Annotated in this window: 25 protein-coding genes and 1 other RNA gene; 11 read left to right on the top strand and 15 right to left on the bottom strand. The window is 64.6% G+C overall.

Annotated features, from left to right (window positions below; all coding sequences use genetic code 11):
* Window positions 1-6 precede the first annotated feature (6 nt).
* A complete protein-coding gene (gene panB / locus Q8P38_09705; GenBank protein MDP4014876.1) occupies window positions 7-876 on the top strand; it encodes a 3-methyl-2-oxobutanoate hydroxymethyltransferase in 870 nt (289 codons plus the stop codon).
* Window positions 877-887: 11 nt separating this feature from the next.
* On the opposite strand, the gene npdG is transcribed toward panB, so the two are convergent.
* The 3 genes from npdG to Q8P38_09690 are packed head-to-tail and all read right to left on the bottom strand — an operon-like array spanning window position 888 to window position 2,942.
* Window positions 888-1,583 (bottom strand): NADPH-dependent F420 reductase, encoded by a 696-nt coding sequence (gene npdG, locus Q8P38_09700; protein ID MDP4014875.1) that lies wholly within the window; start codon window positions 1,581-1,583, stop codon window positions 888-890.
* Window positions 1,584-1,596: 13 nt separating this feature from the next.
* Window positions 1,597-2,745, bottom strand: coding sequence for a CaiB/BaiF CoA-transferase family protein (locus tag Q8P38_09695; protein MDP4014874.1), 1,149 nt, complete (start codon window positions 2,743-2,745; stop codon window positions 1,597-1,599).
* On the bottom strand, window positions 2,742-2,942 hold the full coding sequence (locus Q8P38_09690; GenBank protein ID MDP4014873.1) for a hypothetical protein: 201 nt from the start codon (window positions 2,940-2,942) through the stop codon (window positions 2,742-2,744). The genes Q8P38_09695 and Q8P38_09690 overlap by 4 nt, the downstream gene beginning before the upstream one ends.
* 67 nt (window positions 2,943-3,009) lie before the next feature.
* On the opposite strand from Q8P38_09690, the gene map reads away from it, so the two are divergent.
* The 6 genes from map to Q8P38_09660 all read left to right on the top strand — a co-directional run bounded on the left by map (window position 3,010) and on the right by Q8P38_09660 (window position 10,199).
* On the top strand, window positions 3,010-3,882 hold the full coding sequence (map, locus tag Q8P38_09685) for a type I methionyl aminopeptidase (protein MDP4014872.1): 873 nt from the start codon (window positions 3,010-3,012) through the stop codon (window positions 3,880-3,882).
* 1,484 nt (window positions 3,883-5,366) lie between these two features.
* Window positions 5,367-6,578, top strand: coding sequence for a glycoside hydrolase family 16 protein (locus tag Q8P38_09680; protein MDP4014871.1), 1,212 nt, complete (start codon window positions 5,367-5,369; stop codon window positions 6,576-6,578).
* 123 nt (window positions 6,579-6,701) lie between these two features.
* Window positions 6,702-7,781, top strand: a complete 1,080-nt coding sequence (locus Q8P38_09675) for a glycosyltransferase (protein ID MDP4014870.1) — start codon at window positions 6,702-6,704, stop codon at window positions 7,779-7,781.
* A complete protein-coding gene (locus Q8P38_09670; GenBank protein ID MDP4014869.1) occupies window positions 7,778-9,658 on the top strand; it encodes a hypothetical protein in 1,881 nt (626 codons plus the stop codon). The genes Q8P38_09675 and Q8P38_09670 overlap by 4 nt, the downstream gene beginning before the upstream one ends.
* Window positions 9,655-10,008 (top strand): hypothetical protein, encoded by a 354-nt coding sequence (locus tag Q8P38_09665; protein ID MDP4014868.1) that lies wholly within the window; start codon window positions 9,655-9,657, stop codon window positions 10,006-10,008. The genes Q8P38_09670 and Q8P38_09665 overlap by 4 nt, the downstream gene beginning before the upstream one ends.
* Entirely contained in the window at window positions 10,005-10,199 is a 195-nt protein-coding gene (locus Q8P38_09660) for a hypothetical protein (GenBank protein MDP4014867.1), read from the top strand. Before Q8P38_09665 ends, Q8P38_09660 begins: the two co-directional genes overlap by 4 nt.
* 29 nt (window positions 10,200-10,228) lie before the next feature.
* Here Q8P38_09660 and Q8P38_09655 read toward each other — a convergent pair whose 3' ends face one another.
* Complete coding sequence (locus Q8P38_09655) at window positions 10,229-11,113, bottom strand: glycoside hydrolase family 16 protein (GenBank protein MDP4014866.1); 885 nt, start codon at window positions 11,111-11,113, stop codon at window positions 10,229-10,231.
* 15 nt (window positions 11,114-11,128) lie between these two features.
* Window positions 11,129-11,968 (bottom strand): glycosyltransferase family 2 protein, encoded by an 840-nt coding sequence (locus Q8P38_09650; protein ID MDP4014865.1) that lies wholly within the window; start codon window positions 11,966-11,968, stop codon window positions 11,129-11,131.
* 243 nt (window positions 11,969-12,211) lie between these two features.
* Between Q8P38_09650 and Q8P38_09645 the strand changes: the two genes are divergently transcribed.
* Entirely contained in the window at window positions 12,212-13,360 is a 1,149-nt protein-coding gene (locus Q8P38_09645; protein MDP4014864.1) for an ATP-grasp domain-containing protein, read from the top strand.
* On the opposite strand, the gene Q8P38_09640 is transcribed toward Q8P38_09645, so the two are convergent.
* Window positions 13,344-14,639 (bottom strand): hypothetical protein, encoded by a 1,296-nt coding sequence (locus tag Q8P38_09640; GenBank protein MDP4014863.1) that lies wholly within the window; start codon window positions 14,637-14,639, stop codon window positions 13,344-13,346. The two genes, Q8P38_09645 and Q8P38_09640, sit on opposite strands and share 17 nt — an antisense overlap.
* A 93-nt stretch (window positions 14,640-14,732) precedes the next feature.
* Between Q8P38_09640 and Q8P38_09635 the strand changes: the two genes are divergently transcribed.
* Window positions 14,733-16,079, top strand: coding sequence for a glycosyltransferase (locus tag Q8P38_09635; protein ID MDP4014862.1), 1,347 nt, complete (start codon window positions 14,733-14,735; stop codon window positions 16,077-16,079).
* Here the strand turns inward: Q8P38_09635 and Q8P38_09630 are convergent.
* From Q8P38_09630 to Q8P38_09610, 5 genes are all read right to left on the bottom strand, one after another.
* Window positions 16,076-16,294 (bottom strand): hypothetical protein, encoded by a 219-nt coding sequence (locus Q8P38_09630; protein ID MDP4014861.1) that lies wholly within the window; start codon window positions 16,292-16,294, stop codon window positions 16,076-16,078. The genes Q8P38_09635 and Q8P38_09630 overlap by 4 nt on opposite strands.
* Window positions 16,291-16,944: a hypothetical protein gene (locus Q8P38_09625; protein MDP4014860.1), complete on the bottom strand. Its 654-nt coding sequence runs from the start codon at window positions 16,942-16,944 to the stop codon at window positions 16,291-16,293. Before Q8P38_09625 ends, Q8P38_09630 begins: the two co-directional genes overlap by 4 nt.
* Window positions 16,945-17,033: 89 nt before the next feature.
* Window positions 17,034-17,416: RNase P RNA component class A (gene rnpB, locus Q8P38_09620), an RNA gene on the bottom strand.
* Between the two features lie 220 nt (window positions 17,417-17,636).
* The gene (locus tag Q8P38_09615) at window positions 17,637-18,353 is read right to left on the bottom strand and encodes a C4-type zinc ribbon domain-containing protein (protein ID MDP4014859.1); all 717 of its coding nucleotides are present in this window, start codon (window positions 18,351-18,353) and stop codon (window positions 17,637-17,639) included.
* Window positions 18,350-19,498, bottom strand: a complete 1,149-nt coding sequence (locus Q8P38_09610; protein ID MDP4014858.1) for a Nif3-like dinuclear metal center hexameric protein — start codon at window positions 19,496-19,498, stop codon at window positions 18,350-18,352. The genes Q8P38_09615 and Q8P38_09610 overlap by 4 nt, the downstream gene beginning before the upstream one ends.
* Before the next feature lie 61 nt (window positions 19,499-19,559).
* Between Q8P38_09610 and Q8P38_09605 the strand changes: the two genes are divergently transcribed.
* Entirely contained in the window at window positions 19,560-20,201 is a 642-nt protein-coding gene (locus tag Q8P38_09605) for a LemA family protein (GenBank protein MDP4014857.1), read from the top strand.
* Window positions 20,202-20,207: 6 nt separating this feature from the next.
* Window positions 20,208-22,007, top strand: a complete 1,800-nt coding sequence (locus tag Q8P38_09600; protein ID MDP4014856.1) for a DUF2207 domain-containing protein — start codon at window positions 20,208-20,210, stop codon at window positions 22,005-22,007.
* Window positions 22,008-22,026: 19 nt separating this feature from the next.
* On the opposite strand, the gene Q8P38_09595 is transcribed toward Q8P38_09600, so the two are convergent.
* The 4 genes from Q8P38_09595 to Q8P38_09580 are packed head-to-tail and all read right to left on the bottom strand — an operon-like array spanning window position 22,027 to window position 24,663.
* On the bottom strand, window positions 22,027-22,944 hold the full coding sequence (locus Q8P38_09595; GenBank protein MDP4014855.1) for an RluA family pseudouridine synthase: 918 nt from the start codon (window positions 22,942-22,944) through the stop codon (window positions 22,027-22,029).
* Window positions 22,941-23,507, bottom strand: a complete 567-nt coding sequence (gene lspA, locus Q8P38_09590; GenBank protein MDP4014854.1) for a signal peptidase II — start codon at window positions 23,505-23,507, stop codon at window positions 22,941-22,943. Before lspA ends, Q8P38_09595 begins: the two co-directional genes overlap by 4 nt.
* Before the next feature lie 41 nt (window positions 23,508-23,548).
* Window positions 23,549-24,277 carry a TraR/DksA C4-type zinc finger protein gene (locus Q8P38_09585; GenBank protein ID MDP4014853.1) on the bottom strand — a complete coding sequence of 243 codons (729 nt, stop codon included), beginning with the start codon at window positions 24,275-24,277 and terminating at the stop codon, window positions 23,549-23,551.
* 59 nt (window positions 24,278-24,336) lie between these two features.
* Window positions 24,337-24,663, bottom strand: coding sequence for a DUF167 domain-containing protein (locus tag Q8P38_09580; GenBank protein ID MDP4014852.1), 327 nt, complete (start codon window positions 24,661-24,663; stop codon window positions 24,337-24,339).
* Window positions 24,664-24,692 lie beyond the last annotated feature (29 nt).

The following is a 24,692-nucleotide window of genomic DNA, read 5'->3' as shown; positions in this document are numbered from 1 at the left end:
GGATTGATGTCATTATCGCGTGCCCCAAACCCGGGCGGTTCCGCTCGCGCCCCGAAGGCTCTCTACGGAGGGGTTCAGCAACACCGCATCACGGTTAGGGATCTGGCCGCAGCCAAACTGACCGGTGAGCGGTGGCCCATGCTGACCGCGTATGACGCCACAGTGGCAGGCCTGCTGGACGAGGCCGGGGTACCTGTCCTGCTGGTCGGGGACTCAGCCGCGATGGTCGTGCTGGGTCATTCGTCAACGCTACCTGTGACGGTCGACGAGCTGATTCCCCTCACCGCAGCGGTTGTGCGCGGCAGCACTAGGGCCATGGTTGTCGCGGACCTGCCTTTCGGCTCGTACCAAGAGTCGCCCGCTTTGGCGCTGCGTACCGCGACCAGGTTCCTGAAGGAAACAGGCGCACACGCGGTGAAGCTCGAAGGCGGCCGACGAGTGGTGCCCCAGATCCGCGCCTTAGTCGAGGCTGGCATCCCAGTGATGGCGCATTTGGGACTGACTCCCCAGTCTGTCAACGTCCTGGGCGGCTACAGAGTCCAGGGGCGAGGCGAGGCGGCCCACGATCTGCTCGATGACGCTCACGCCGTTCAGGACGCCGGTGCCTTCTCCCTCGTTCTTGAAGCGGTCCCGCACGATCTCGCCGAGCTCGTTACCAAGGAACTCCACATACCGACGATTGGCATAGGCGCCGGTAGCGGCACCGATGCTCAGGTGCTCGTGTGGCAGGACCTAATGGGACTCACCGCCGGTCCCCCTCCGAAGTTCGTCAAGCGCTACGCCGACCTTCGGACCGTCATGACGGAGGCTGTGGCAGCGTGGGCGGCCGATGTCGTCGCTGGGCGCTACCCGGACCTTGACCACTCCTACGACTGAGTCGGCGCGGGCTACCTCGGCAGGTCAGTGATACGGATTCCCGCGTGTGATTTGTAGCGCCGGTTGATGGAGATGAGGTTCGCCGTCAGCGCTTCGGCCTGACCGCAGTTGCGAAGCCGCCCGGCGTAGACACCACGCATTCCGGGGATCCGGTCCGCGAGCGCGCACACGACATCGGTCGCGCCGCGCACGTCCCCGAGAACCAAGACGTCTGACCGCACCTCGACCCGTTGTCTATCCAGCAGCACTACGGCACTGACGTTGTGGAACGCGCCCACGACGACGCTGCCGACGAGGATCTCCTGGGCCTGCTGCGCAGCTGACCCCTCGGGAACCGGGATCGCGAAGGCCCCGCGCTTGTCGAACCCCAGAGGATTGACGCAGTCGATGACAATCTTCCCCTCTAGAGCCTCGACCATGGTCCTCAGCAGCGACTCATGCCCGCCCCAGGGCACTGCCACTAGGCCTATGTCGCACTTCGCTGCCGCCTCCAGGTTCGACATCCCCGAAACGCCTTGCCCGACGGCTGTTGCCGCAGCCCGCGCCCGGTCCTGGTCACGGGAGCCGATGAGCACGGGAACTCCGGATGCTCCGAGTCGATACGCCAGCCCCATGCCCTGGTCCCCAGTGCCTCCTAGGATCGCGACGGTTGGTTCAAGTGGGAGTCGCCCAGCGATGTTCTCCCATAGCGTCGATGGCTGGTTCATGCCGGGGATCTTGTCACGGGCACATCTGGCTGGCTCGGTCGGCGTCGACGCCCCACGCGATCAGTGCCTCGGCACCGCTGGGCAGGGAGCCCCTCGGGACTGCCATCCCGGGAGTGCGCGAGAATCTCGGCGCTGGCGCTGGCTGAATGGGCGGGCCCTCAAGGAAGGTTCCGCGGGCAGTCATGTGGGGGTGAGTAGTCGCCTCAGCCATTGACCGGACACCGGCGACGCACGCGTCCTTGCCCTCGAAAGCACGATCCCACTCGTCTCTGGGACGCGACGCGATCACTCGCGTGAACACCCGTCTTAGTTCATCCCATCCGTCGGCGTCATACTGGGCGGGAAGGTCCTCATCGGCGAGCCCGAGCCCGGCGACGAACTCGGCGTAGAACTTCGGCTCAAGGCATCCGACCGCCAGGTACTCCCCATCCGAGCAGCGGTACACGTCATAGAAGGGCGCTCCGGTGTCCAGCAGGTTTGTCCCTGGGCGGTCCACCGCCCACATGCCCTGTGCTGCCATCGCGTAGATCAAGTTCATCAGATAGGCGGAGCCGTCGACCATGGCCGCGTCGATGACCTGACCCCGGCCGGAACGCGAGCGCTCGAACAATGCCGCCAGGACGCCGGTGACCAGGAACATCGCTCCCCCGCCGAGATCTCCAACCAGGTTCAGCGGCGCGACGGGTGTCTGCCCCGCCCGTGCGAAATGCCGCAAAGGACCAGCTACCGCTATGTAGTTGATGTCGTGGCCAGCTACGTCCGACATCGGTCCTGACTGCCCCCACCCAGTCATCCGGCCGACGATCAGGCCACGGTTCGCGGCGATGAGATCCGCGGGGTCAAGACCCAGACGTTCCATGACCCCCGGACGGAATCCCTCGAGAAGCACATCGGACGTGGCGGCAAGTTCCCTTACGAGATCAACAGCACTGGGTTCGCGCAAGTTCAGCCTCACCCAGGATCGTCCGCGCAAGTGGATGGCGGACTTCTCGTCGGCCACCCCGATCTCGGGACCGGGAGATTCAATCCTGAGGCATTCCGCTCCAAGATCGGCCAGAAGTCCAGCTGCGAATGGCACCGGTCCGATGGCACCCATCTCCAGCACGCGCAGCCCGACAAGCGGCCCGCATCTTTCGGGCGGCTCCTGGGCTGTCTCGGTCATTCAGACTGCCCCGTCGCGGGGCCCTGCTCCCACTCCTTGTCGCTGCGTTCCCACGCCTCGTTACGCTTCCTCGCCACTTCGAGAGCGCCGGCGGCGTCTCCTTCCGTGTCGAAGGGACCGAGTCGGTCCGAGTTAGGGCAGGCGGCGTCCGGCTCCACCCGGTCATGCTTCAGGCAGTACCACCAGCGCCCGGCCATCGCGATCTCCTCCCCACGGTCCCGCCACTGGCCGGAACCCGCTGGCCAAACTGTGCCACAATCCGGCATGCCCTCCAGCGCGGGTCCCCGTTTGCTCGTCCCCGGTCGCGTCGGGCCGACCCGTGCGGTGCCGCCGGAGATCGAGCGTCCCGAGTACGTTGGCCGTCGCTCCCCCGCCCGATTCCGAGGCTCAGAGATCAGGGACGCCGAGACGATCGAACGCATGCGAGTGGCCTGCCGGGTCGCCGCTGACTGCTTGTACGAGGTCGGACGTGCCGTACAGCCGGGCGTCAAGACCGACGAGCTGGACAGGATCGGTCACGACTACATGACCGACCACGGAGCATATCCGTCGACTCTGGGATACCGGGGCTTCCCGAAGTCACTGTGTACGTCGATCAACGAAGTCATCTGCCACGGAATCCCCGATTCCACTGTCTTGCTGGAAGGCGATATCTGCAACGTCGATGTCACTGCCTACATCGGCGGCGTCCACGGCGACACGGACGCGACGTTCCTGGTAGGTGAGGTGGATGACGAGTCCAGGCTCCTCGTCGAACGCACGCACGAAGCCATGATGAGGGGGATCAGGGTCGTGGCTCCCGGCAGACCGATCAACGCGATTGGGCGCGTGATCGAGAGCTACGCGAAACGTTTCGGGTACCAGGTTGTGCGGGACTTCACCGGCCACGGAATCTCAACGGCATTCCACACCGGCCTGATTGTGCCGCACTACGACGAACCGGGGCGAAGGCTCGTCATGGAGGCGGGAATGACGTTCACGATCGAGCCGATGCTGACCCTGGGGACCTACGACTACGAAGTGTGGGATGACAACTGGACCGTCGTCACCAAGGACCGCCGCCGCAGCGCCCAGTCCGAACACACCATCCTGGTTACACGCACCGGCTCCGAGATACTCACGCTGCCATCTGCCTGACGCGACCCCACCCAGCCCACGCCCTGAGTTGACGTTCGTTGCGGCCGTTTCCGACAAACGCGACCGTTGAGGTACAGGCGCGCCCGTTGCAACGGCAGTTTCCTTACCTAACGGGTGCTTCTTGCGTTAGCGGCCGCTTCTGACAGGGGGCGGGGCAGTGGCTGGACCCAGGCGGCCACGTGTCCACGCCACAGGTGCGACGGTGCAGATCCCCTCTTGACCACGCTCGTCAGCGGTCTTCCCAGCTAACTCCAGCGCCCGACCGAGATTGGAAGGGGACTGGAATCATCTGGTTGCCTTGAACCCGCCACCGTTGAGCTCGCTCCGACTGTCACCCCCGGCCATCTCGGAATTCCGCCGCGCCACCGGAACCACTAGCCCGCGGCGGAACGTTGTCTTCCGAACCAGCCCAGCCACACCTGCGGAACAGGTTAGAGCGCCCGGTACCAGGAGGTCTTCTTTCGGGCTCCCGGCCAATTCAGCGAGATATGCACATGATCGAAGTGGCACGCTGTTGCGTTCCATCTCGAGCCCCCACCGCGTGAGCAGCCCCGGTAGTCGGACCAGCCAGGTCGATATGACGCCCACGACCGGCCCCGCCAGATGATGTACATCACGCCCAACCTGCGAGCCATCTCGCCGCGTACTCCATGTCCGCGCTTGGTCAGCCATCTCGTGAATGCGTCACCCATCGCGGCCTGACGAGGTTTCCGTGAGTTGACCATCCAGTCGAGCGCACGCCCGTCATAGTGCTCACTCGTGTCACCCGCGCACCGACGCGAAATTCCGATGGGAATGCCCGACGCGTAGGTCCTTCGCAGCAAGCGAGCCAGTGCCCGGGTGCCCGGGCGCGCACCGCGCTGACAAGAACGCTGGCCCTGGTATCCGGGGACGCGGTCGACCTTCTTTGACAAGAGTCCCGTTGGTACTACGGGCGCGAGTTGGCGGAGCTGGGCCACTCTCATCGAGCGCACGGCCCGCTTGGCCCGCTTCATCCGCGACGTGGACCACTTGGCGGGGCCCTGATAGGCGGCGGACACTGTGATCGGTCCTTGAGCGGACGCTGGCGCCAACGGAACGCCCGGCAGAAGTGAGGCAGCCATTACTGACGCGGCCGCGGCGGACAGGATTTTCGACTTGCTGGGCATGTTTTCCCTTGGGTCGACGTCCCGGCGGCCATCTGCGACCACCGAGTGCCGGACCGGACTGCGGCACGGCAACTTGAGCAACGTAGGCCAATTCCTGCGACACATCTGCGACCATTCGATGACCAGCTAGAGACATGAATCACACAGAACTACGATGTGTGAGCGAATCCCCCTGGTCGCTCGCACCGAGTCATGTGGCGCCGTTCGTGGTTAGGGTCACCTAACCCACGATTTCCCATCCGCTCTCTCCCCCTGACGTGAATCAGGCCTCAGTACCGGAACTCGATGGGTGCATTGCGCTCAAGAACCCAACCGCACACTGCCGATTAGCCATGCGTGAGCGAGAAACTACGGATTGCGACAGCGTTGTTGGCGAGCACCGCCATCGCGTTCCCTGTTGTGGGGGCCAGCGCGAGCGCGGCGGCTGTGGCGCCAACCCCGGCTGCGGCTGTATCAGCGGACCTATCCGCTGCCAGTCCCACCGGTCGGCGGGTCTACCTGCTCAAGGGCAAGATCGGGCGGGGCAAGTCAGCCAAAGCTAGCCGTGTGGCCGCGAAGAGCGCCGTGTCCAAGCGCAAGACGAAGCGTCGCGTGGTGGCCGGAACGGTCTCGGCGACCGCGAAGTTCGCGAAGGACCGCTGCGCCCCCGTGTCCGTGCGACTTGGGCAAAACGGGACCAAGGTGGCCCGGGAGGCGGGCAGCGGACAGTTGAAGGCGAAGGCCCGCGTGAAGAAGGGAAAGCTCAACGTGGCCGTTACTTCCGCGTCCTGCCGAACGAAATACAAGGTGAAGCTCGTCAACGTCAAGAGGAAGCCAAAGAAGGCGCCACCGGTGCCATCGGGCATGCCGGTAGGCGATCTGCCCGGCTGGAAGAGCGTTTTCGCCGAGGACTTCAACACCACGGCACCGCTCGGTTCCTTCTTGAGCACATACTCCAACTTCGGTGCGTACCCGTACCCGTGGACCGACACCAGCCGCCAAGAGCGCTCCAACCCCGGCTACTACCACCCGGGCAAGACGCTCTCCGTGGCTAGTGGCGTTCTGGACGCGTGGCTGCACTATGACTCGGAACTGGGCCGCTACCTTGTCGCCGCACCGACTCCTAGCCTCCCGGAGATGACGTATGGCCGGTTCAGCATGCGCCTGCGCGCCGAGAAGATCCCCGGGTACAAGATTGCCCCGCTGCTTTGGCCGGACTCTGAGAGTTGGCCGGACGACGGAGAGATCGACTTCCCCGAAGGAGACCTGACCGGAGATCCGCTAAAGGCATTCCACCACTACGCTCGCGCGGCTGGTGGGCAAGATCAGTTCAGCGCAGGTGTGAAGCCGGGCGCCTGGCACGTGTACGAGACGCTTTGGTCGCCGGGCAAGGTCGAGTTCCTGGTAGATGGCAAGTCCATCGGATCCAGCACGAAGTACGTGCCGTCCAAGCCGATGCACTGGGTACTGCAGATGGAAACCCAGATCGAGTCGACCGCTCCGTCGAAGTCGGCCGAGGGTCACGTGCAAGTGGACTGGGTCAAGGCCTACACGTACTCCCCTGCGTAGAGGGGAACGCTCCCCCAGGAACGGGGGCGGCTCTAGCTGTCGCCGTTTCCCATGTGCGGATGGTGGCTTGGCTTCTGTAAGTTTGAGCAAGGCCACGAGTCCCTGACGAGAGAACGGCCAGCCATGAGCGCTGCGGATGCGGGCGATGCCGCGGACGGCTGTTCCCCCGCGAGCGCGGGCATCCCCCCTGTAGAGAACCCACTGAGCAGCTTGACGGCGGGGATCATCGTCTGCGCCTACACCCAGAAGCGGTGGGACGAGCTCGCCTCTGGGGTCAGCGAACTGACAGCGCAGCTCGAGACGGGCGATCAAGTCATTGTCGTGATCGATCACAACGACGCTCTCCTGGCACGCGCACTCGCCGAGCTCGCCCCTCAGGGTTCGAACGTGCTGAGCAGCCAGGGAGCACCCGGACTGTCGTCGGCGCGCAACACGGGAATCGACGCGTGCGGGAACGATCTTGTCCTATTCCTGGATGACGACGCCTTCCCACAACCGGAGTGGATCACCGCCTATCGTGAACGCTTCGCCGAGTCGCCGGACGTAGTGGCCGTGGGCGGCGCGGTCGAACCAAACTGGGAAGGAGGATCGGCCCCGCAGTGGTTCCCGCCAGAATTCGGCTGGGTCGTGGGATGCGACTACACCGGCATGCCGAAATCCGGCGAGTCGATCCGCAATCCAATTGGAGCCAGCATGGCAATCCGGCGGACGTCCTTCGACGTGGTTGGCCGTTTCCGGTCGCAGATAGGCCGTGTCGGCGAGTTGCCCGTTGGCTGCGAGGAGACCGAGCTGTCGATCCGGCTCAGCCAAGCCCTTCCCGGTAGCCGGATCCTGCGCGACACGCGACCCGTCGTGAAGCATCTTGTCCCGAAGTCTCGGCAGCGTGTTTCGTACTTCTGGAGGCGCTGCTATCACGAGGGTCGCTCGAAGGAAGCCGTAGCGGCCCTCGTTGGGACGCAGTCCGGTCTTAGTAGCGAGCGTTCATACGTGGTCAAGACACTTGTGCGGGGCGTCGGGATACACCTCCTCGCGGCTGTTCGTGGCGACTTTTGGGGGGTAACGAGGGCCGCGATGCTGCCCGTTGGACTTACCGCGACGGTCTTGGGGTACATGGCGGGCAAGATCCAGCGGCTTCGGCTCGAGCGGCTGCACGCGAGGGCCGACCGCCGCGGTGGCCGACCGACCGGGACGGGGACTTCTTGAAACGGGATACTGACCTCAGCGCCCGCATGAAGTGGGCGTCGCTGGGCACAGTTCTGGCGGCACTGGGCGTGGGAATTGTCGCACTGAGCTTCAGCGACGAGAGCGCCATTGGCCCGTACGGACTCATCCAGGCGCTGCCCCTCGCCTACTACGTCGCGATTGCGGTCGTGCTCGCCGTGCTGGCCAACTCGCTGCGGTGGCACCGGCAGTGCACGGAAGTGATGGTCACTGGCGTCGTCGCACTGACCGTCCTCGTTCATGGGGCCGCGAGCTTTGTGGAGAGCGAACCGCGTTTCCCGGTGGCCTGGCTCCACTCGAGCTTCACCGAATCGATCATCTCTCTTGGCCATCCCAGCCCATCAATGGATGCCCGATTCTCTTGGCCCGGATTCTTCTCCGGATCCGCGGCTCTGACGGACGCGACCGGAGCGTCCAGCCCGGTCGTCTGGCTGAAGTGGGCTCCAATCATCCTGCTCCTCGCCTACCTGGCGCCGCTGCTCGCGATTGGCCGCGCGACCTTGAAGGGATGGCGCGCCCCCTGGATCGGCGTGATCGTCTTCGTAATGGCCGACTGGGTTGGGCAGGACTACTTCTCGCCCCAGTCCGTCGCGTTCGTTCTCTACTTGACGTTCATCGCCATCGTGCTGACGTACCTGCGTCACCGGGATCCCGACATGTGGTCGATCAGAATCCAGGCCTGGGCTGTCCGCACGCCTCGGCGCGGCTTGGCGTGGCTCAGTTCCCTCGTCCGGTCCGCCGACCGCGGTCACGAGCCACCCGAGACAGCCGAGAGTCACACGACGCGGCTGGCGCTGCTGATCTTGCTGGCCGGCCTGACGTTCGCTCTCGTCGCGACCCATCAGTTGACGCCGCCGGCCCTTGCCGTGCCCCTGACGCTGCTCGCAGTGGTCGGAAGGTTGCGCCCATGGCCGATCGTCGTCTTCATCGGCGTGGCGATGGTCGGGTGGCTCAGCTATGCCGCGGAACCGTTCTGGAGCGGACACTTGGACCAGATTTTCGGGGGGATCGGTCGCGCCGATGCCGTCGTTGAGAGCGGCGTGGGGAATCGGCTCACGGGAAGCAGCGCCCACCTGGAGGTTGTCAACGCTCGACTTGTCTTCTCTCTGCTCGTGTGGGGTCTGGCGGGACTGGGCGCGATCCGGCTTTGGCGCACCGGGAAGGCCGTGAGCTTGCCGCTACTGATCCTCACAGCGGCACCAGCGTTCATCGTCGTTTCGCAGGAGTATGGCGGGGAAGGCATCTTGCGACTGTTCTTCTACTCACTGCCCGGGGCGTCCATGCTGATAGCGGCCCTGGTGTCGCCAGGACCGCCCGCGTCTCGCCCTTACACTTGGGTCGCGTTTGTGGCTGTGATCGCACTGTCATTCCCGATCTTCCTTCTCGCGAAATGGGGGAACGAGTCCTTCGAGCGGATCTCGGACACGGATCTTCAGCTTGACCAGGAGTTCTCGCTGCTCGCACCGGCCGGCAGCACGATCGCCTCGCTGGGGTACGGCGGGCCGACTAGCTACCGTGACATCACCTCGTACAACGAGGCGCCAAACCTGCTCGATTCATGGCCTCTGACAGACGTCAAGCAGGTCAACAAACTCATCGGAGACAACCCGGTCGGAACCTACATCGTCATCTCACGGCCACAGGTCGAATACGGGGTCGAGAACGATGGCCTACCGTCGGACTTCGCGAACGTGTTTGTCGAGATGCTGACTTCCTCGGGCCAGTACAAGATCGTCTACCGGAACCCATCGGGCGTGATCCTCGTGCGTGTGGGTGACAAGTCACCGTCCGTGTCTCCGGGCGGCCCGCCCCAGGCCGCCGCAGCCGGAAGCGCACAGACACCTGGGAGGCAGTCATGAGCGCGGAATCGACGCAGAGGGCCGCGCTGGCTTTGGTCATGTGGGCAGCGGTGTCCGTCCTTCTCGTTGTGATGCAGGCGCCCGTGTGGCTCAGGATGCCGGTTGTGGGCCTGTTCAGCCTTCTCGGTGTCGGATTCGCGACGCTGCTCGTGGTGAGCATCCGGACGGTCGCGCTCGCGATCGCCGTCGCCGTTTCGATCGGGCTTGCCTCCCTCATCCTGTGCAGCCTGATCGTTCTCTACGCCCGCGAGTCGTCGGGGCTGGGTACGCTCGTGCTGCAGGCGGTCATCGTTTGGGCGACGTCGGTGTGGGTTCTGCGCCGTGGAGCGGCGCGAGAGGCGGCGCGATGACAATCCTGATCTCGGAACCGCTCGGTGTCCTGATCACATTCGCCGTCCTCGCGCTTTGCTTCGCCTCCACCGCAGCCGTGGAGGGAGGACTCGGCCGACCGGATCAGCGACGCCAGCTCCTCATCGCCACTGCCTGTTCCGTGCTTGTCTGGGGCGCGATCGTCATCATCCGGTTCATCGAGATCGGCTAGCATGAGCGCGCCGACCTATCAGCCGACTGCTAGCCGTCCCATTTCCAAGCCTCTACCCAGTCCACGTAAACGTGAGCTTCGGCGCTGCGCGACGGAGACTCCGTGTTCAGCAGCGTTTCGAACTGCAACACCCAGTGCATCGGCTTGTCGGGTACGGCATGAGTGCTGGCCCCGATGCTCTCACCGTCGACGAAGAACTCCACCTTGCCCGGCGACCAGGCGATCTCGTAGACGTGCCAATCCTCACCATTCACGCCAGTCGGGATGATGTCCTGCGTCGGCCCTGGAGTCCCAGTCGGCTGGGCGTAGTGAGCGTAGGCGACGAACTCGCGGCGCGCCAGCCCTCCTTCTGGCATGTTGATCTCGCCGTCGGTGGGATAACGATCGGAGTCCGGCCAGAGCATCGGTGCGATTCGGTACCCGTGAACGGCTGGCGCACGCAGCCTCAGCGCGAAGCGTCCATACCTCATCTTGGGTAACTTCGGGTACGGGGCCGCGACCAGCACACGGCCGAGCTCAGCGTCATAGTGCAACCAGGCATCCATGACACCGTCAGCTACGGACAGGGTCTTCCCAGGGTGGTAATACCCGGGGTCGGAGCGCAGGCTCCGGCTGGTGTCAGCCCAGGGATACGGGTACGCGCCAAAGGTGGATCCGTAGGTGACCAGGAACGAGCCCAGCGGCGCGGGAGTATCGAAGTCCTCCCGGTAGATGGGTGTCCAGCCGGTCGTCTCGCTGGAGACCTTGCCACCACCGGATACCGGTCCCGCCACCCCAGCGAGGTTGATCACTCCCACAGACTGGAAGCCACCGGCCAAGATCAGAACCGCTGTCAGGACAAGCAGAATCGCCCACGATCTGGGCAACCCGGTCTTTCTACTGCCGGTGTCGGCGACCCTTCGATCTTCCGCCATCTTGAGTGGCGGCGTTCAGCTTCTGACCCAGCCCGGAATGGCTGGGGCCGGACGGTTCTGCGACTGCCTGCGGTGCGCGAGCCTGCGGATGCGCCTCGCGTACATCCTGTCCTCGAGGATCGTCCGCAGAACCCTGACGCCATCGCGAACCGAGTTGAGGTTGGATGTGCCGTAGTGACGTACACGCTCGAAGCTTGGAACTTCCGTGATGTTCGCCGAAGACAGGGCGAACCGGCCGATGATTAGGGACTCGATCTCGAAGCCGTCGCCGGGCAGCATTGGTTCGTCGGTCTCGGCGTTCGTATCGGGCAGGTCGATCAGGTACAGCTGATCAGCCCAGAACGCGTTGTAGCCGTAGCAAAGGTCGGTCATGTGCCTGCCTATCAGCACATTCGCGAGAGCGTTCAGGCCTGAGTTACCCAACCGGCGGAAGCGTGTGATGTCTTCACTGCCGCCGCCGTCCAGGAAGCGGCTTCCCTTAGCCAAGTCCGCCCCATCCACCAACGCCTGAACGAAACATGGAATCTCAGCGGGATCGGCGGAGCCATCGGCATCGAACATCACGATCACCTCGCCAGTTGCCACCGCGAATCCGCAAGCCATGGCGTTTCCCTTGCCGGTGCGGGTCTGTTCGATGACACGAACGCTTGGCAGAGCCAGGCGCGCAGCTTCGACAGTGCCGTCGGTCGAGTGGCCGTCGACCAGAATCACTTCGTGATAGTCAGCAAGGGCGGGCAAGACGGTGGGGATGTTGGCGGCCTCGTTCATCGCTGGCACGATCACACTTACGCGCGGATTGGAGGGCCGCCTTACGCGCGCCGGACGCCGGCGCTCGTACTTCGGCAGTGCGGACACGGTGTCACCATCCTGTCCAGGTTCGCCGCGTCGACGCCTGGCAGATTTGCGTTTTCCGAACATCTCACTTCTCCAGTTCGATCGTCAGCGATCGGGCGATCCGCCTACGATGAGTCACGTGCGGCTCACCCACAACCAGCGTAGGTGAGCACAGCCTTACAACGCCACCCCTCAGATGTTGCGCTCATCACCGGAAGTTTCGGTTTGGACAGAGCGCGCCGGGACTCGGAAGGGACCGCCTGAATGTCGCGCGAGAAGCCCGCAGTTCTGTTCGTCGACGGACACACGTGGGAAGCGTTCTCCGCTTTGGCAGGAGTCCTGCGTATGCGTGGCTTCGCCGTGCGCCACGTGACCGCCCGCCCGGGCGGGGCCCGCCTGCGCGCACAGCAACAACTCGACGTGCCTCTCTACGGCCGACCGCGCAGACTCGTGGTGCCGGGATCTCGTCCGGGGCAGGCAGCAACGATTCCGGACGCTGATCTTCCCGCGCTAGTGGGGACCGACGTGGTCGATGTTCAAGCGCATGATGATCTGGCGCGAGCGGTGGCCTCGGCGCCGAATCCGGTTGCCGCTCTGGGTCGACGGGTGGGAAGCCAGATCGACCCCGCCGTCTTGTACGACAAGTGGGTGATGGCTGAGACAGTCGCGAGATTCGGCATTCCCACTCCCCGAGTTTGGGACCGGCCGACGGCACGGTCCTTCCCCGTCGTGGTGAAGGCTAGGACCGGATTCGCGGGCACCGCAGTGCGTGTCGCGGAAGACGCTGATCAGCTCGCGCGCGCTTGGGATGACCTGACGTCCTTGTCGGGCGACACGCCTTTCGTCCAGGCGTTCCACGGCACGGGCCTGGTCAAGTCCGGTGGGGTCGCCCGGGAAGGAGACTTGATCGTCTCCGCGGCCTACCTCTCACATCCAGAGCCAACCGATCCCAAAGGGCCGCCGCTTCTGGCGGCTGTGACGTCTCACCCCAGCATCGAGGGTCTAACGCGGCGACTGGTCGAACAGATTGGCTACACAGGCTTCTTCAATGCCGATTGGGTGATCGACGACCGCGGCAACCCCTACTTGATCGATCTGAACGCCCGCGCGTTCGGGTCCTGGCCCGCTTTGCAGGCCTGTGGCGTGGACTTCGTCGGCGCGTACCTCCACATCCTGGACATGGGGCCGCGCCCGGTGCCCGCCCAGGTGCGCCATGGCGAGTACCACCGAGTGCTGCAATTCCCTTTTCCCTGTTCGCCGTCCAGGTCAGCGCTGTTGCTGCGCCGACGGCAGTCGCTCGAGATCATCGAGTACAGACGCGGGTGGCTCGGCAACCGCTGGGCGTCGGTTTCACGAGCGAAAGTGGAGTTGGCGACAGCGCAGGAGTGGGCGCGGCTCAGGATGAGGGCGTAGGCGGACGGTCACCAGTCCAGACCCAGTCGTCGCCGTGACCTGCCTTCACGCGCCGAACTCTGCATATCAGCGGCACTATGCTCACCAGCGCCAGAGAGCCGAAGCCAGCCAGACTGCCCACGCCGGCCGACGCTATTCCAAGCACCGGAGCCAACACGAATGTGCAGCCCATGGCGATAGCCGCGATCGCTCCACTGCCGATCGCCAACCAGCCGATTCGGTCCTCCAACCACAGGAACGCCGCCATGGCCAACCAGATCGCCTGAAGCGGCACGGCGATACCGATCAGACGCAGCACGCCGGTGCTGGCCGATGCGTAGCCGGGCGCCATAATGTGGAGGATCAGTGGGGCGGCGATCACCGTGATCGCCCCTCCGCCGATTCCTATCACGCCGAGCATCACCGCCAGACGCTTCAGGGCCACCATCGTGATCGCATGGCCCTTGCGAACGTCCTGGCTGAAGGACTGTGTGATGTTGACGATGAGGGCGCCGAACGCGACCCCGATCAACCACGCCATCGTCAGGTAGCCGTTCTGCTGCGCACCCAGTGTGGAGATGATGACCAGCGGAATGGCCAGGACCGTCAGCTGACTAGCGACGTAACTCAGGTAGAGCTTGATCATCTGCGGCCAGAGATGCCGCCTGGGCGGAAGCTCGATGCTCTCACCCGCCCGCTCCTGGCGCGGAACCAGCTTGCCAAATGTGAAATACGCGACGGCGACCACGACCAGGACATTCGGAACAATCCACGAGGCGAAGATCCCACTGGCCAAAGCCAGGCCCGCGAATACGGGCAGCAGGGCCATCTTGGCGATCGCGAAGACAGCGTTCTCGACGGTGACGGCAGGGCCCGCCCCCATCGCCAGAAGGATCGCCGCCTGCTCCATGAAGATCGCGAGCGACGGGACCGCGACGATGAAGACCGCGATCGACACTGGATCGGACAGGTAGTCCTCGCCGAGTCCCAGCACCACGAACAGTGCGCCCGCTACGAAGCTCAGTGCGATGACGACGACATGGGCACGAACCAGTATCCAGCGGGTGTGACGGCCAGCCCGGGGAAGGTAGAGCAGCAGCATGCTGCCCAGGTTCAGCGAAGCGAAGGTCGCGACCAGCGTCGCGGACGAGATCTGAGCATTCGCTAGCCCAATCCCGGCCGGATCATAGAGCCGCGCCGCGAGTGCCCAGAACACAACGCCCAGCCCGGAAGTCAGAATGGTCGCCGATGCCAGGCTCGCAGCGTTGACCAGCATTAGCGGTCTGGCTTCCTGCTGCATGGTCGTATCCTGGCACCGCGAGCGGCATCCCGGCGGGCCAAGATACTAGTCAACTGGGTTCGTAGCAGGCTGCGTTCAGCGAGGAGTTCGGGAATGACTACTTCAGCCGGTGCGGGATTTAGGCCCTTGCTCTGTGCAGACCTGGAGCTGTCGAATCCAAGCCAACCTCATGGTGTCCCGGTCGGCGCTGGACTACACCTGACCGTTCGGCTTCATTCCGAGCCGCTGGGCGGGCTACTTGTCGAGCCAGATCGCGTCCCCGCTGGACCGGACGCCTGGCGTGAGGATGCCTGCGGGATGTTTGGCGATGAGATCGCCGAGCACGTGAGGGCGGACGAAATCGAGTGTGCGGACGACCTCGTGACTGCATGCCGGGCGCCGATCAGCGCGTGCGCGCGCAGGCTGGATATCGTAGGCCCAGCCCCAAGCGCAATCGTCGTGGTATGCACTCTGGGACAGCATCCGATGCTGCCCGCCAGCATCCGTGCGCTCTTGGCACAGGACTACGTCGGCGACTTCTCGGTCGTCGTAGTGGACAACGCGCCCTCGTCGGGCGCCGCTGCCCGAGTAGTGGCCGAGATCGCCGACACCCGGCTCCTCCTGCTTCCTGCGCATCGGGTTGGGCTGTCGTTCGCGCGTAACGCAGCACTGTGGTCCGCGCTCGCAGCCGACGTCGATCTCATCGCGTACACGGACGACGATGCCATCGTGGACCTGGGCTGGCTCCGCTCGACGGCGGCCACGTTCAGCGAGGACCTGGGAGTCACCTCTGTGACGGGACTGGTCTTGCCTGGCTCGCTGCTGTCGGAGGCTGAGCAACTCTTCGAGGAGGGCTCAGGATTCACCAAGGGGTACAAGCGCACGGTCTGGAGCACCGCAACGACCGACTCAAGCGTTTGGAGACTCGGGCCCCAAGGCGACGGAGGCGGACTGTTCCCGTTCTCGGCTGGCCTGTTCGGTAGCGGCAATAGCATGGCGTTTCGGACCGAGGCTCTGCGGGCACTCGGCGGATTCGATGAGGCTCTCGGCGCTGGCACTCCGGCTGGCGGCGGCGAGGACCTCGACATGTTCCTGAGAGTGATCGCCAGCGGAGGAACGATCGTCTACGAGCCGCGAGCCATGGTGCGCCACTTCCACCGGCAGAGCGTAGACGCACTGAGCCAGCAGATGTCCGCGTATGGCTCAGGCCTGTCGGCCTACCTGTTCCGCGAGTTCCTACACCTGCGCGGCGCCAAGCTGCGTCTGCTGCGCGTGGTTCCCCGGGGCATTCGGCGTATGTTCTCGCTCAACTCGGAGAAGAACCAATCTCGCACGAACGAGTACCCCAGGGAGTTGGTCAGGGCCGAACGTAGAGGCTTCGTGGCAGGCCCCTGGCTCTACCTGAAGTCACGCCGCCGGGTCCGAAAGTTGGCACGGACGGCCGACATCCAGGCGCCCTAGGCGGATTCTGTGCTCGCGCCGTCCGCGGGCTCCCTGGCCGGTGCGATGTATGCCAGCACGACACCGATGACGGCACCCGCTAACGCGACGAAGCCAAGCCACACCACAGTCATCGGAAGCACGCCGTAGACGAACAGCAGCAGCGAGATACCGATCGCGAATACGAGCCCGGAGAAGAAGCCCAGGATTGGGCGGCGTCGAGTTTTCGTGTTCATGCGACTGCTCCAGGTCCGGGCGGCGGCGGAGGCGGGGGCGGCGGGGGAGGCGGGGGCGGCGAGGCTGGAGCCGCTGCGATGCCAACGACCTTCGTCCCGGCGAACATCGCCACAAGCCCGAGGAAGCCGAGGAGCGCCATCGTGATACCCGCCAGGAACAGCGGCGAGAATGTCGCAGAACCTGATCCGGAGATGTACATGCTGGCGGTGCAAGTGCCGCCAGATCCGCTCACGGTGCCCGAAACCGGAATCCGTGCGGAACCCATCAGGAACCACTTCACAGGAGCTGGGAGCACGGACAAGTCCTGCACACCGCTGGAGCTGTCGTCACCGGCCTCGTTGTCAAACGTGCCGCTGCGGAACGGTATCCCCATGATGGTCACCGACCAGGATCCGCCGGTGATCACGCTCGCGGTCTTACCCTTCCAAGCGACCGAACCACTGGAATCCACTCGGAACGGGTCGTCCTTCGTTCCGCCGGGGCCAGGCAGGGTGACCGTGTCGATTACTCCCCGATCAGCGCCGGAGGAGACCACCTCACCCGAGCAACCGGATGCATCAGCGGCCTGAGCGATCGCTCCAGCTGGGATCAGCAGGGCCACGGCTATGGCAGCTGACACAGCAGCGTTGCGAACTACTCGATATGACATTCGCTCTCCCATCGCCATCGGCTCACGGTAGTTGATGATGACATCGTCGCAGATCTGGCCCCCATCACACCTAGTCAGAGCGTGTTTGGGGGATGAGCCAGCCTATAAGCCGGATCCTGTGCCGACCGAAGCCGACGGCAGCCATCCATCTGCGGCCTCCGTTACCGGAAACCTGATGCGGCCCACCCGCGAACTCGGACGGGACGCCCTCATCGTTCGCGCAGTCAGACCTCTCGGTCTTTCCTCTTGGCCTTGCTCCGGGTGGGGTTTACCTAGCCGACTGAGTCACCCCAGCCGCTGGTGGTCTCTTACACCACCGTTTCACCCTTACCGGCCTAACGGCCGGCGGTTTGATTTCTGTGGCACTGTCCCGCGGGTCACCCCGGGTGGGTGTTACCCACCACCCTTCCCTGTGGAGTCCGGACTTTCCTCGACGCCACGTTTAAGGCGCCGCGACTGCCCGGCTGGCTCATCCTTCGCCAGGATACCGCTCCTGGGCCGTGCCACCACCCCGCAGCGCGGCTCCCCCACTGCGGAAACGGCCGTTCCTGACAAACGCGCCCGTTACGCAAGGAAACTACCGTTGCAACGGGCGCGCCTGTACCCGAAAGGGCGCGTTTGGCCGGAACGGCCGTTTCTGCGGCGGAGGGGATGGAGGGACCCGGACACCGCGACAGCCTCAACGCACAGGTTCACCGCACGAGAACGCAGCCGCATTCCTCACAGAACTCCACCTCGTCGGGCGAGGCAGACCTGATCCGTTCAGCTTCCATGGGCGCGAGATCCAGTCGGCAACCCATGCACCGATTCCCCTCAAGCTCGGCCGCGCCAACTCCCCGTTCAGCCCTGACTCCTTCGTACGCGCCCACCAGCTCGGACGGAATCCCAGACACAAGTTCAGCCCTGTGCGCCGCCAACTCGCGCTCGTCACTGCCGAGCCGGGCCAGTTCGGCATCTCGTGCCTCGACAGCCTCCTTCAGCTCTAGACCCAGCTTCTCGAGCTGCCCGGTACGCTGCGCGATAATCGTGGCCAGGTCCTCCTGCCGTTGCATGAGCTCCAGTTCGGCATCCACAAGCTCGCTCTCTCGCCGCGCCAAGGTCGCCAGCTCGTGTTGCAGATCCTGTTGCTGGCGTGCCCCCACCCCCGACGACGCGATCTCGCGGTCCCGCTTCGCCCGCTGCCGTACTCGGGCCGTCTCATCCTCCGCCCTGGTGACCAGGCGGACAAGGTCCTGGGCCTCGGCGCCGACACGGACCAGCTCGTTCTTGATGTCCCCCTCACGCCCCGACAGATCTCGGACGCGCGGATCCTCCCGCAACTGACGCACCCTGTGGCGTAGCCGCAACAGACTCCCGTCGATGTCCCGCAGATCGAGTAACCGCCGTTGAGCAGACGGATCAGCCTTCATACGGTGCTCCCAACGTGCAGTGTCCAAGGGTCGGTAACAATGTCCGAGACCCGACATTCCAGGTTCACGCCCCCAGATGCCGCCTGCGCACGCAGTAAGTCCGCCGCGTGGCGGAGCCACAGCCACTCACCGGCCCAGTGCGAGATGTCCACCACGGGACAACCTCCATCGGCGAGATGCTCTGTAACGGGATGGTGCCGCAAGTCACCGGTCACATACGCGTCAGCGTTGATCCGGCGCACTTCACCCAGGAGGGAATCCCCGGCCCCGCCGCAAACGGCCACCGTGCGAACTTCCGCGTCAGGGTCGCCCGCGACTCGCACGCCATGGGCCGTCAGGGGAAGCACGGCACTCAGTCTCCTGGCCAAGCCGGTAACCGTCATCGCTGACTCCAGCGTGCCGACCCGCCCGAGTCCCCGGCCGCCAGGCAAGTCGACCAGATCGATGACATCGAAGGCCGGCTCCTCGTAGCTGTGTGCCTCTCGCAGAGATTCGACGACCGCGGGCACCAAGTCGGCATGTGCGACCATCTCGACCCTCCTCTCCGACACGAGCTCTGTCTGACCGACGCTTCCAACGTGCGGGACGGCACCGGGGAGCGGGCGGAACTGCCCTGCCCCGTCAACCCAGTAGGCACACCGGTCGTAGTCGCCAATTCGGCCAGCTCCAGCATCTGCCATCGCATCGATCACGGCCTCGGCATTACCCGGAAGCGCATTGACAACGATCTTGACCATGCTGCGGTCCGGAATCGGACGGATCGGGCGCCTCGAGACGAGCCCGATCGCATCTGCGATGGCATCGCTAACCCCATCGGTGGCAACGTCCGCGTTCGTGTGAACGGTCAGCAGACCACAACCGGCGCGAATCAAGTCATGCACGATCTTGCCCTTGGCGGTAGTGGCAGGTACTCCGTGGACGGGCGCCAAGAGCAGCGGGTGATGGGTCACCAGCAGCTGGGCCCCCGACTCAATTGCCTCGTCGACGACTGGCCGCAATGGATCTACCGCGAACATCACCGACGTCACGGGCTGATGGGGATCTCCGCAAACAAGCCCAACGCGGTCCCATTCCTCGGCGACATTGGGGTCGAAGCGTCTCTCAACAACAGCGACTACTTCGGCGAGCGTCCACACGTCAGTCACCGGGCCACCCTATGCGAGCCGGAACTCACAAGCTCCCAATGCGGCATCAATGTGCTCAGCGGTGGAGAATGACTCACAGAACACCAAGCGTCGAAACCTGGAGGAAGCCGTGGTTTGGGTCATTGTCCTGCTGGCGATCGTGGTGTTGATCGTGATCGTCGGCGTGATCATCTACAACTCACTGATATCGGTGCGCAACAAGGTCGATGAGTCCTGGGCGCAGATCAGCGTCCAGCTCAAGCGGCGGCACGACCTCATTCCCACACTCGTTTCTACGGTGAAGGGCTACGCGACTCATGAGAAGGGCACGCTCGAAGCTGTGACTGAGGCCCGCAACACCGCGGTCCAGGCCGCTGGCTCGCCCGCAGCGGCCGCGGGGGCGGAGAACGCTCTGTCGGGAGCCCTGAAGAACCTCTTCGCACTGTCCGAGGGGTATCCAGACCTCAAAGCCTCAACGAACTTCAGCGAACTGCAGCAGCAGCTCGTGGACACAGAAGACCGCATCGCTTTCAGTCGGCAGTACTACAACGACGTCGTCCGCCAATGGAACACCAAGATCGAGACGGTCCCGTTCAACATCGCGGCATCGGCCATGCACGAAAGCAAGCGCGAGTACTTCGACATACTCGACGTCAGCGGCACTCGTGTCATCGAGACGATGGCGGCTGAGGAGACCATCAAGCCCCCGACTGTCGAGTTCTAGCCCGCCATGGACTGGCTCTGGGTGGCGGTACCGGCCGTCGTAATCGCATACCTGGCATACCGCTCGCGCGTACTACGCATCCTCGCGGTCATCGCTGTGTGGATCGCAATCCTGGCGTTCCCGGCCCTAGTGAACATCACTTCGCAGATCACTTCGTCAGCCAGCACTAGCGACACTTCAATCATCTCGCGCTACGACGTTGCGTATGACCTGTCCCCGACCGGGGATCTGAACTCCGTCGAGACGCTCGACGTCAGGTTCACTGAGACGAAGCATGGCATCTTCCGCTTCTTCGACGAGAAGAACAGCGTCGATCCGAACGTGCGCCACCCCGTCACCATCAAGAAGATCGAGCTGTGCTCAGAGGCGGGGAAGTGCGCCCCCGAGCCGTACACGACCTACTACGAGAACGATTTTCTGGTGGCGAAAATCGGCAGCGCGGCCGTGACGTACAAGCGCGGCACGGTGAATCACTACCGCATCACGACGTCGGCGAAGGGTGCCATCACGACCATCCCCGATTCCCCCGACTACCAGTGGTACTGGGACGTCATTGGGGTTGGGTGGACCATGCCGATGCAGTCGGCAACGATCACAGCCAAGCTGCCGGCTCCGCCGACCGGGTTGCGCTGCATCACCGACACCGGAGAATGCACCCCACAGCTCGCGGGGAAGGACACCTACACGCAGAAGCTTGGTCCGCTCCCCCGCCAGTCCCCCGTTACATGGAAAGCCACATTCGCGCCGACCGGCCTCACCGCGACCCCGGTCGCCGACGCACAGAGACCGCTGGCTCAGCCTCTTGTGCAAGCACTGCTGATCCTTCTTGGCTTCGGAGCGGCGGCACTGCTCTACTGGCAGATCCGCAAGCGCAAGGAACCTGCAGCGAGCCAGGCGCCGTCGTTCGTCGCACCCGGTCCCGACATCCTGCAGTTGACGTGGACCGCGGATGAGAAGCCAGTGGATGACGCTTTCCAGGCTCTGCTCTTGCAGTTGTCAACAGCCGGCGTGCTGAAGCTGACTGTGGACCCAAGCAAGATGAACACCAAGAAGAAGCCTGACTGGATCAACATCGAACGCACTGAAGCCCCCATGCCCACCGACATGACGGGCGCGCTGACGCTCCTGACCAACCTTGGCTTAGGAGTTCCGGGTAGCTCGCAGCGCATCGAGTCGAAATCCGTGGCCATGGGGCAGATCATTCAGTCCACCATGTCCGCGGTTAAGAGTGAATCGACCGCTGCGGCCATCGCGTCCGGCCAGGCCACCAAGTCGGGATCCGGCCAAGCCTTGCACGTGATCTCGGCGCTTCTTCCGTCGATCGCGTTCGTGGCGCTAGTCGCCTCGCAATCCCAAGCCCTGGGCGCGCTGTTCGCGATTCCGGCCATAGCGGGCCTGTGGTCAGGTCGCGACCTCGCCACGACGCTAAGCCCCGAGGGATTGCACAACCGAGACGCGGTTTGCGGACTGCGCACTGCCCTGTCGACCAAGGCTTCAGTTGAGAGATTCGACTACAGCCTGAAGGTTCAGTACTTCCTTCAGTACCTGCCCTGGGCAGTCGCGCTCGGCTGCGCGGACACCTGGGCCGAGGCCTGTAAGCCCGACGTGGGAATGGCGACCGACGATGTTGGGTACCGCAACGCCATGAGCACGTACTACGTGGGCCGAGCGCTCTCCTACGGAGTCGCGTCAGTGTCGACCGGCGCGGTCGCCGCTTACAGCGCGACACAGTCCTCGTCCGGCGGCGGTGGAGGGGGATTCTCATCAGGTGGTGGGTCGGGAGGCGGAGGGGGCGGCTCCTGGTGACTCGGCGCCGCCCGCTGTGTCAGTCCGAGAGACGACGGAGCGCTTCGGCCAGATCATCGGGATAGTCGGACCGGAAGGTGAGCTCCTCGCCGCTCGATGGCTGTCGCAGGGTCAGCTCTGCCGCATGCAGCCACTGCCGAGTCAGCCCGAGACGCGCGGCCAGTTCCGGGTCAGCTCCGTAGGTGAGGTCACCTACGCACGGGTGATGAATCGCTGACATGTGCACCCTGATCTGGTGAGTCCGGCCCGTCTCCAGCCGAACCCTGAGCAGACTGGCGAATCGGAACGCCTCCACAGTGTCGTAGTGAGTCACGCTCGGCTTGCCGCCAGCGACGACGGCGAACCTGTAGTCATGACGTGGGTGCCGCCCGATCGGGGCGTCGATCGTGCCTGACGAAGGGTCCGGGTGCCCTTGGACAAGGGCGTGGTAGATCTTGACCACGGTTCTGTCCCGGAACTGGCGTTTAAGGTCCCTGTACCCGTTCTCGCTGCGAGCGACAACCATCACCCCGCTGGTTCCAACGTCCAAACGGTGAACGACGCCCCGCCGCTCCTCCGCGCCCAACGTAGACAGCTGGTACCCAGCGGCAGCCAGTCCGCCGACAACGGTTGGCCCTTCCCAGCCGGGACTGGCGTGCGCCGCCACTCCGATCGGCTTGTCCACGACTATCAGGTCACGGTCTTCGTAGAGAACTCGTAGTCCCGGTACGGGCTGGGCCTGCTTGGTCGGCGCTGGCTCATCCGGGATCTGCACCTCCAGCCAGTCCCCTGCCTTCATCCGGTCAGACTTCCCGCAAGCCGCGCCGTCCAGACGTACCAGCCCGCGGCCGATCAGATCCACGGCTTTCGATCTGGACAGCCCCAGAAGGCGGGCCAACCCCGCGTCGATGCGTTCGCCCTCTAGCCCTTCCGGCACCGAAAACCGGCGCTCGGTCACCCTGCTTCTCCGTCCGGCGCGGTCAAGACGCCGCCCAGTCCGTCCTGGGCAGGCTCTGGGTCTGAGCTCGCCGGAGCTGCGGGCACCCCGAATACCGTCAGAGCCACCAATCCGCACGCAGCTATGACGACGGACATGTCGGCAACGTTAAAGACGGGCCAGTTCGGAAGCTGGATGAAGTCGACGACGTGACCAATGCCGAACCCAGGGGGTTGGGTCGCGCGGTCCACCAGGTTCCCGGCCGCTCCCCCAAGCAGCAACCCCAGGTCGACTAGCCACAACACTGAAGTGACACGCGTGGCCGCGAATAGGATCCCGATCGCGACGCAAACAGCGATGACTGTGAAGATCCAGGTCTGCCCCGTCCCTATGCTGAAGGCCGCCCCAGAGTTGCGCGCGAATGACAGCCGCAGGAAGTCGCCCAGGACTTCCACTGGCTGATGGCCTTCCAGGTGCTTGATGGCGAGCCACTTGGTGAACTGATCTACACCCACGACGACTACCGCTACGGCCAGGACCCAGGCGAGACCGCGCCGGGTTACTTTGGTGGCCGGGGTGATCATGACTCATCAGACTACGTCAGTTGGCGTGTCAGCTCCGGTGCTCAGCGCCGTTCCTGCTGGCGCTTGCAATCCATACACATCGTTGCCCGCGGGAACGCGCGCAGCCTCAGCTTGCCGATCGGCTCACCGCACGACACGCAGATCCCGAAACCGCCGAAGTTTAGGCGCTCGATAGCCATGCGCACCTGATCGCGCATCTCCCGGACGTTGTCGGCAATTGCCATCTCGCTCTCGCGCCCGTACGACTTGCTTCCAGCGTCCCCGGGGTCGTCTCCGGCCCGGTCCAATCCCTCCGAGATCAACTCGGCTAGGTCGGCGTCAAGCGCCTCGATTTCCTCGTCCAGCCCGATCAGGTCATCGGCCAGTTCCTGCCTCATGGCCTCGATCTCCGCCTTGGTCCATGGCTTCTCGCCCGGACGAGTCGGCAGGAGACCTTTTCCGGCTGGGGCTTTCTTTACCTGTGCGGCTTTCTTGGCGGGTGCGGGTGGGGCTTTCTTCACCGGCGCGGCCTTCTTGGCGGGCGCGGCCTTCTTGGCGGGCGCGGGCGCGGCCTTCTTGGCGGGCGCGGCCTTCTTCACGGGCGCGGGCTTCTTCACCGGTGCGGCCTTCTTGGCTGGTGCGGGTTTCTTCGCTGGCCTGCGCTTCGTGGCCGGTGCTTTCTTTACCGGCGCGGCGGACGTCGTTTCGGTGGCGCCCCGACCACGTGACGCGACCCGGCTGGCGGCACCAGACACCGCTCGGCGCAGACGACCGACGGTCCCGTTGGCCATGACTCTCCGATTCGCCGAACGCAGCAGACCCCGTAGTGTAGGAACTATCTGCCATCCGATCAAGCGGGCGCGCACGATTCCCCGCCCCCGGCGACGCCGCCCGGCTTGCCGGTCAGGTCCTGTCTGCGCAGAGCACGCACCCTGGCCACAATCTCGCCTGGCTCACAGTCGACCTCCCAAAGCTTGATCTTCGACCGTGCTCCGCGAGCCAATCGCACGCGACTGGGCGCGACCCCGAGCGCTCGCGCCAGCGCTTTCCGCGCGGCCTCGCTCGCCTGACCGTCGACGGCACGCTCAGTGACCGCGATCACAAGCTCGCCCTCCGAGCTCTCCCCGCCAACGCGAGCACGTGCCGCTCCCGGCTTCACGCGAGTCGCGATCTTCATCGGTCCGCCTCCTGTGGAGTAGTCTGACC

Source organism: Candidatus Nanopelagicales bacterium (assembly GCA_030700225.1).
In the GTDB taxonomy this organism is placed as follows: Bacteria; Actinomycetota; Actinomycetes; order S36-B12.
The sequence above is the reverse complement of the archived record's forward strand: the minus strand, read 5'-3'. Positions and strand labels throughout refer to the sequence as shown.

Excerpts from the sequence above, each read along its gene's own strand:
- panB (MDP4014876.1), top strand. The coding sequence starts at position 7 with ATGTCATTATCGCGTGCCCCAAACCCGGGCGGTTCCGCTCGCGCCCCG.
- npdG (MDP4014875.1), bottom strand. The coding sequence starts at position 1,583 with ATGAACCAGCCATCGACGCTATGGGAGAACATCGCTGGGCGACTCCCA.
- Q8P38_09695 (MDP4014874.1), bottom strand. The coding sequence starts at position 2,745 with ATGACCGAGACAGCCCAGGAGCCGCCCGAAAGATGCGGGCCGCTTGTC.
- Q8P38_09690 (MDP4014873.1), bottom strand. The coding sequence starts at position 2,942 with ATGGCCGGGCGCTGGTGGTACTGCCTGAAGCATGACCGGGTGGAGCCG.
- map (MDP4014872.1), top strand. The coding sequence starts at position 3,010 with ATGCCCTCCAGCGCGGGTCCCCGTTTGCTCGTCCCCGGTCGCGTCGGG.
- Q8P38_09675 (MDP4014870.1), top strand. The coding sequence starts at position 6,702 with ATGAGCGCTGCGGATGCGGGCGATGCCGCGGACGGCTGTTCCCCCGCG.
- Q8P38_09665 (MDP4014868.1), top strand. The coding sequence starts at position 9,655 with ATGAGCGCGGAATCGACGCAGAGGGCCGCGCTGGCTTTGGTCATGTGG.
- Q8P38_09660 (MDP4014867.1), top strand. The coding sequence starts at position 10,005 with ATGACAATCCTGATCTCGGAACCGCTCGGTGTCCTGATCACATTCGCC.
- Q8P38_09655 (MDP4014866.1), bottom strand. The coding sequence starts at position 11,113 with ATGGCGGAAGATCGAAGGGTCGCCGACACCGGCAGTAGAAAGACCGGG.
- Q8P38_09645 (MDP4014864.1), top strand. The coding sequence starts at position 12,212 with ATGTCGCGCGAGAAGCCCGCAGTTCTGTTCGTCGACGGACACACGTGG.
- Q8P38_09640 (MDP4014863.1), bottom strand. The coding sequence starts at position 14,639 with ATGCAGCAGGAAGCCAGACCGCTAATGCTGGTCAACGCTGCGAGCCTG.
- Q8P38_09635 (MDP4014862.1), top strand. The coding sequence starts at position 14,733 with ATGACTACTTCAGCCGGTGCGGGATTTAGGCCCTTGCTCTGTGCAGAC.
- Q8P38_09630 (MDP4014861.1), bottom strand. The coding sequence starts at position 16,294 with ATGAACACGAAAACTCGACGCCGCCCAATCCTGGGCTTCTTCTCCGGG.
- Q8P38_09625 (MDP4014860.1), bottom strand. The coding sequence starts at position 16,944 with ATGTCATATCGAGTAGTTCGCAACGCTGCTGTGTCAGCTGCCATAGCC.
- Q8P38_09615 (MDP4014859.1), bottom strand. The coding sequence starts at position 18,353 with ATGAAGGCTGATCCGTCTGCTCAACGGCGGTTACTCGATCTGCGGGAC.
- Q8P38_09600 (MDP4014856.1), top strand. The coding sequence starts at position 20,208 with ATGGACTGGCTCTGGGTGGCGGTACCGGCCGTCGTAATCGCATACCTG.
- lspA (MDP4014854.1), bottom strand. The coding sequence starts at position 23,507 with ATGATCACCCCGGCCACCAAAGTAACCCGGCGCGGTCTCGCCTGGGTC.
- Q8P38_09585 (MDP4014853.1), bottom strand. The coding sequence starts at position 24,277 with ATGGCCAACGGGACCGTCGGTCGTCTGCGCCGAGCGGTGTCTGGTGCC.
- Q8P38_09580 (MDP4014852.1), bottom strand. The coding sequence starts at position 24,663 with ATGAAGATCGCGACTCGCGTGAAGCCGGGAGCGGCACGTGCTCGCGTT.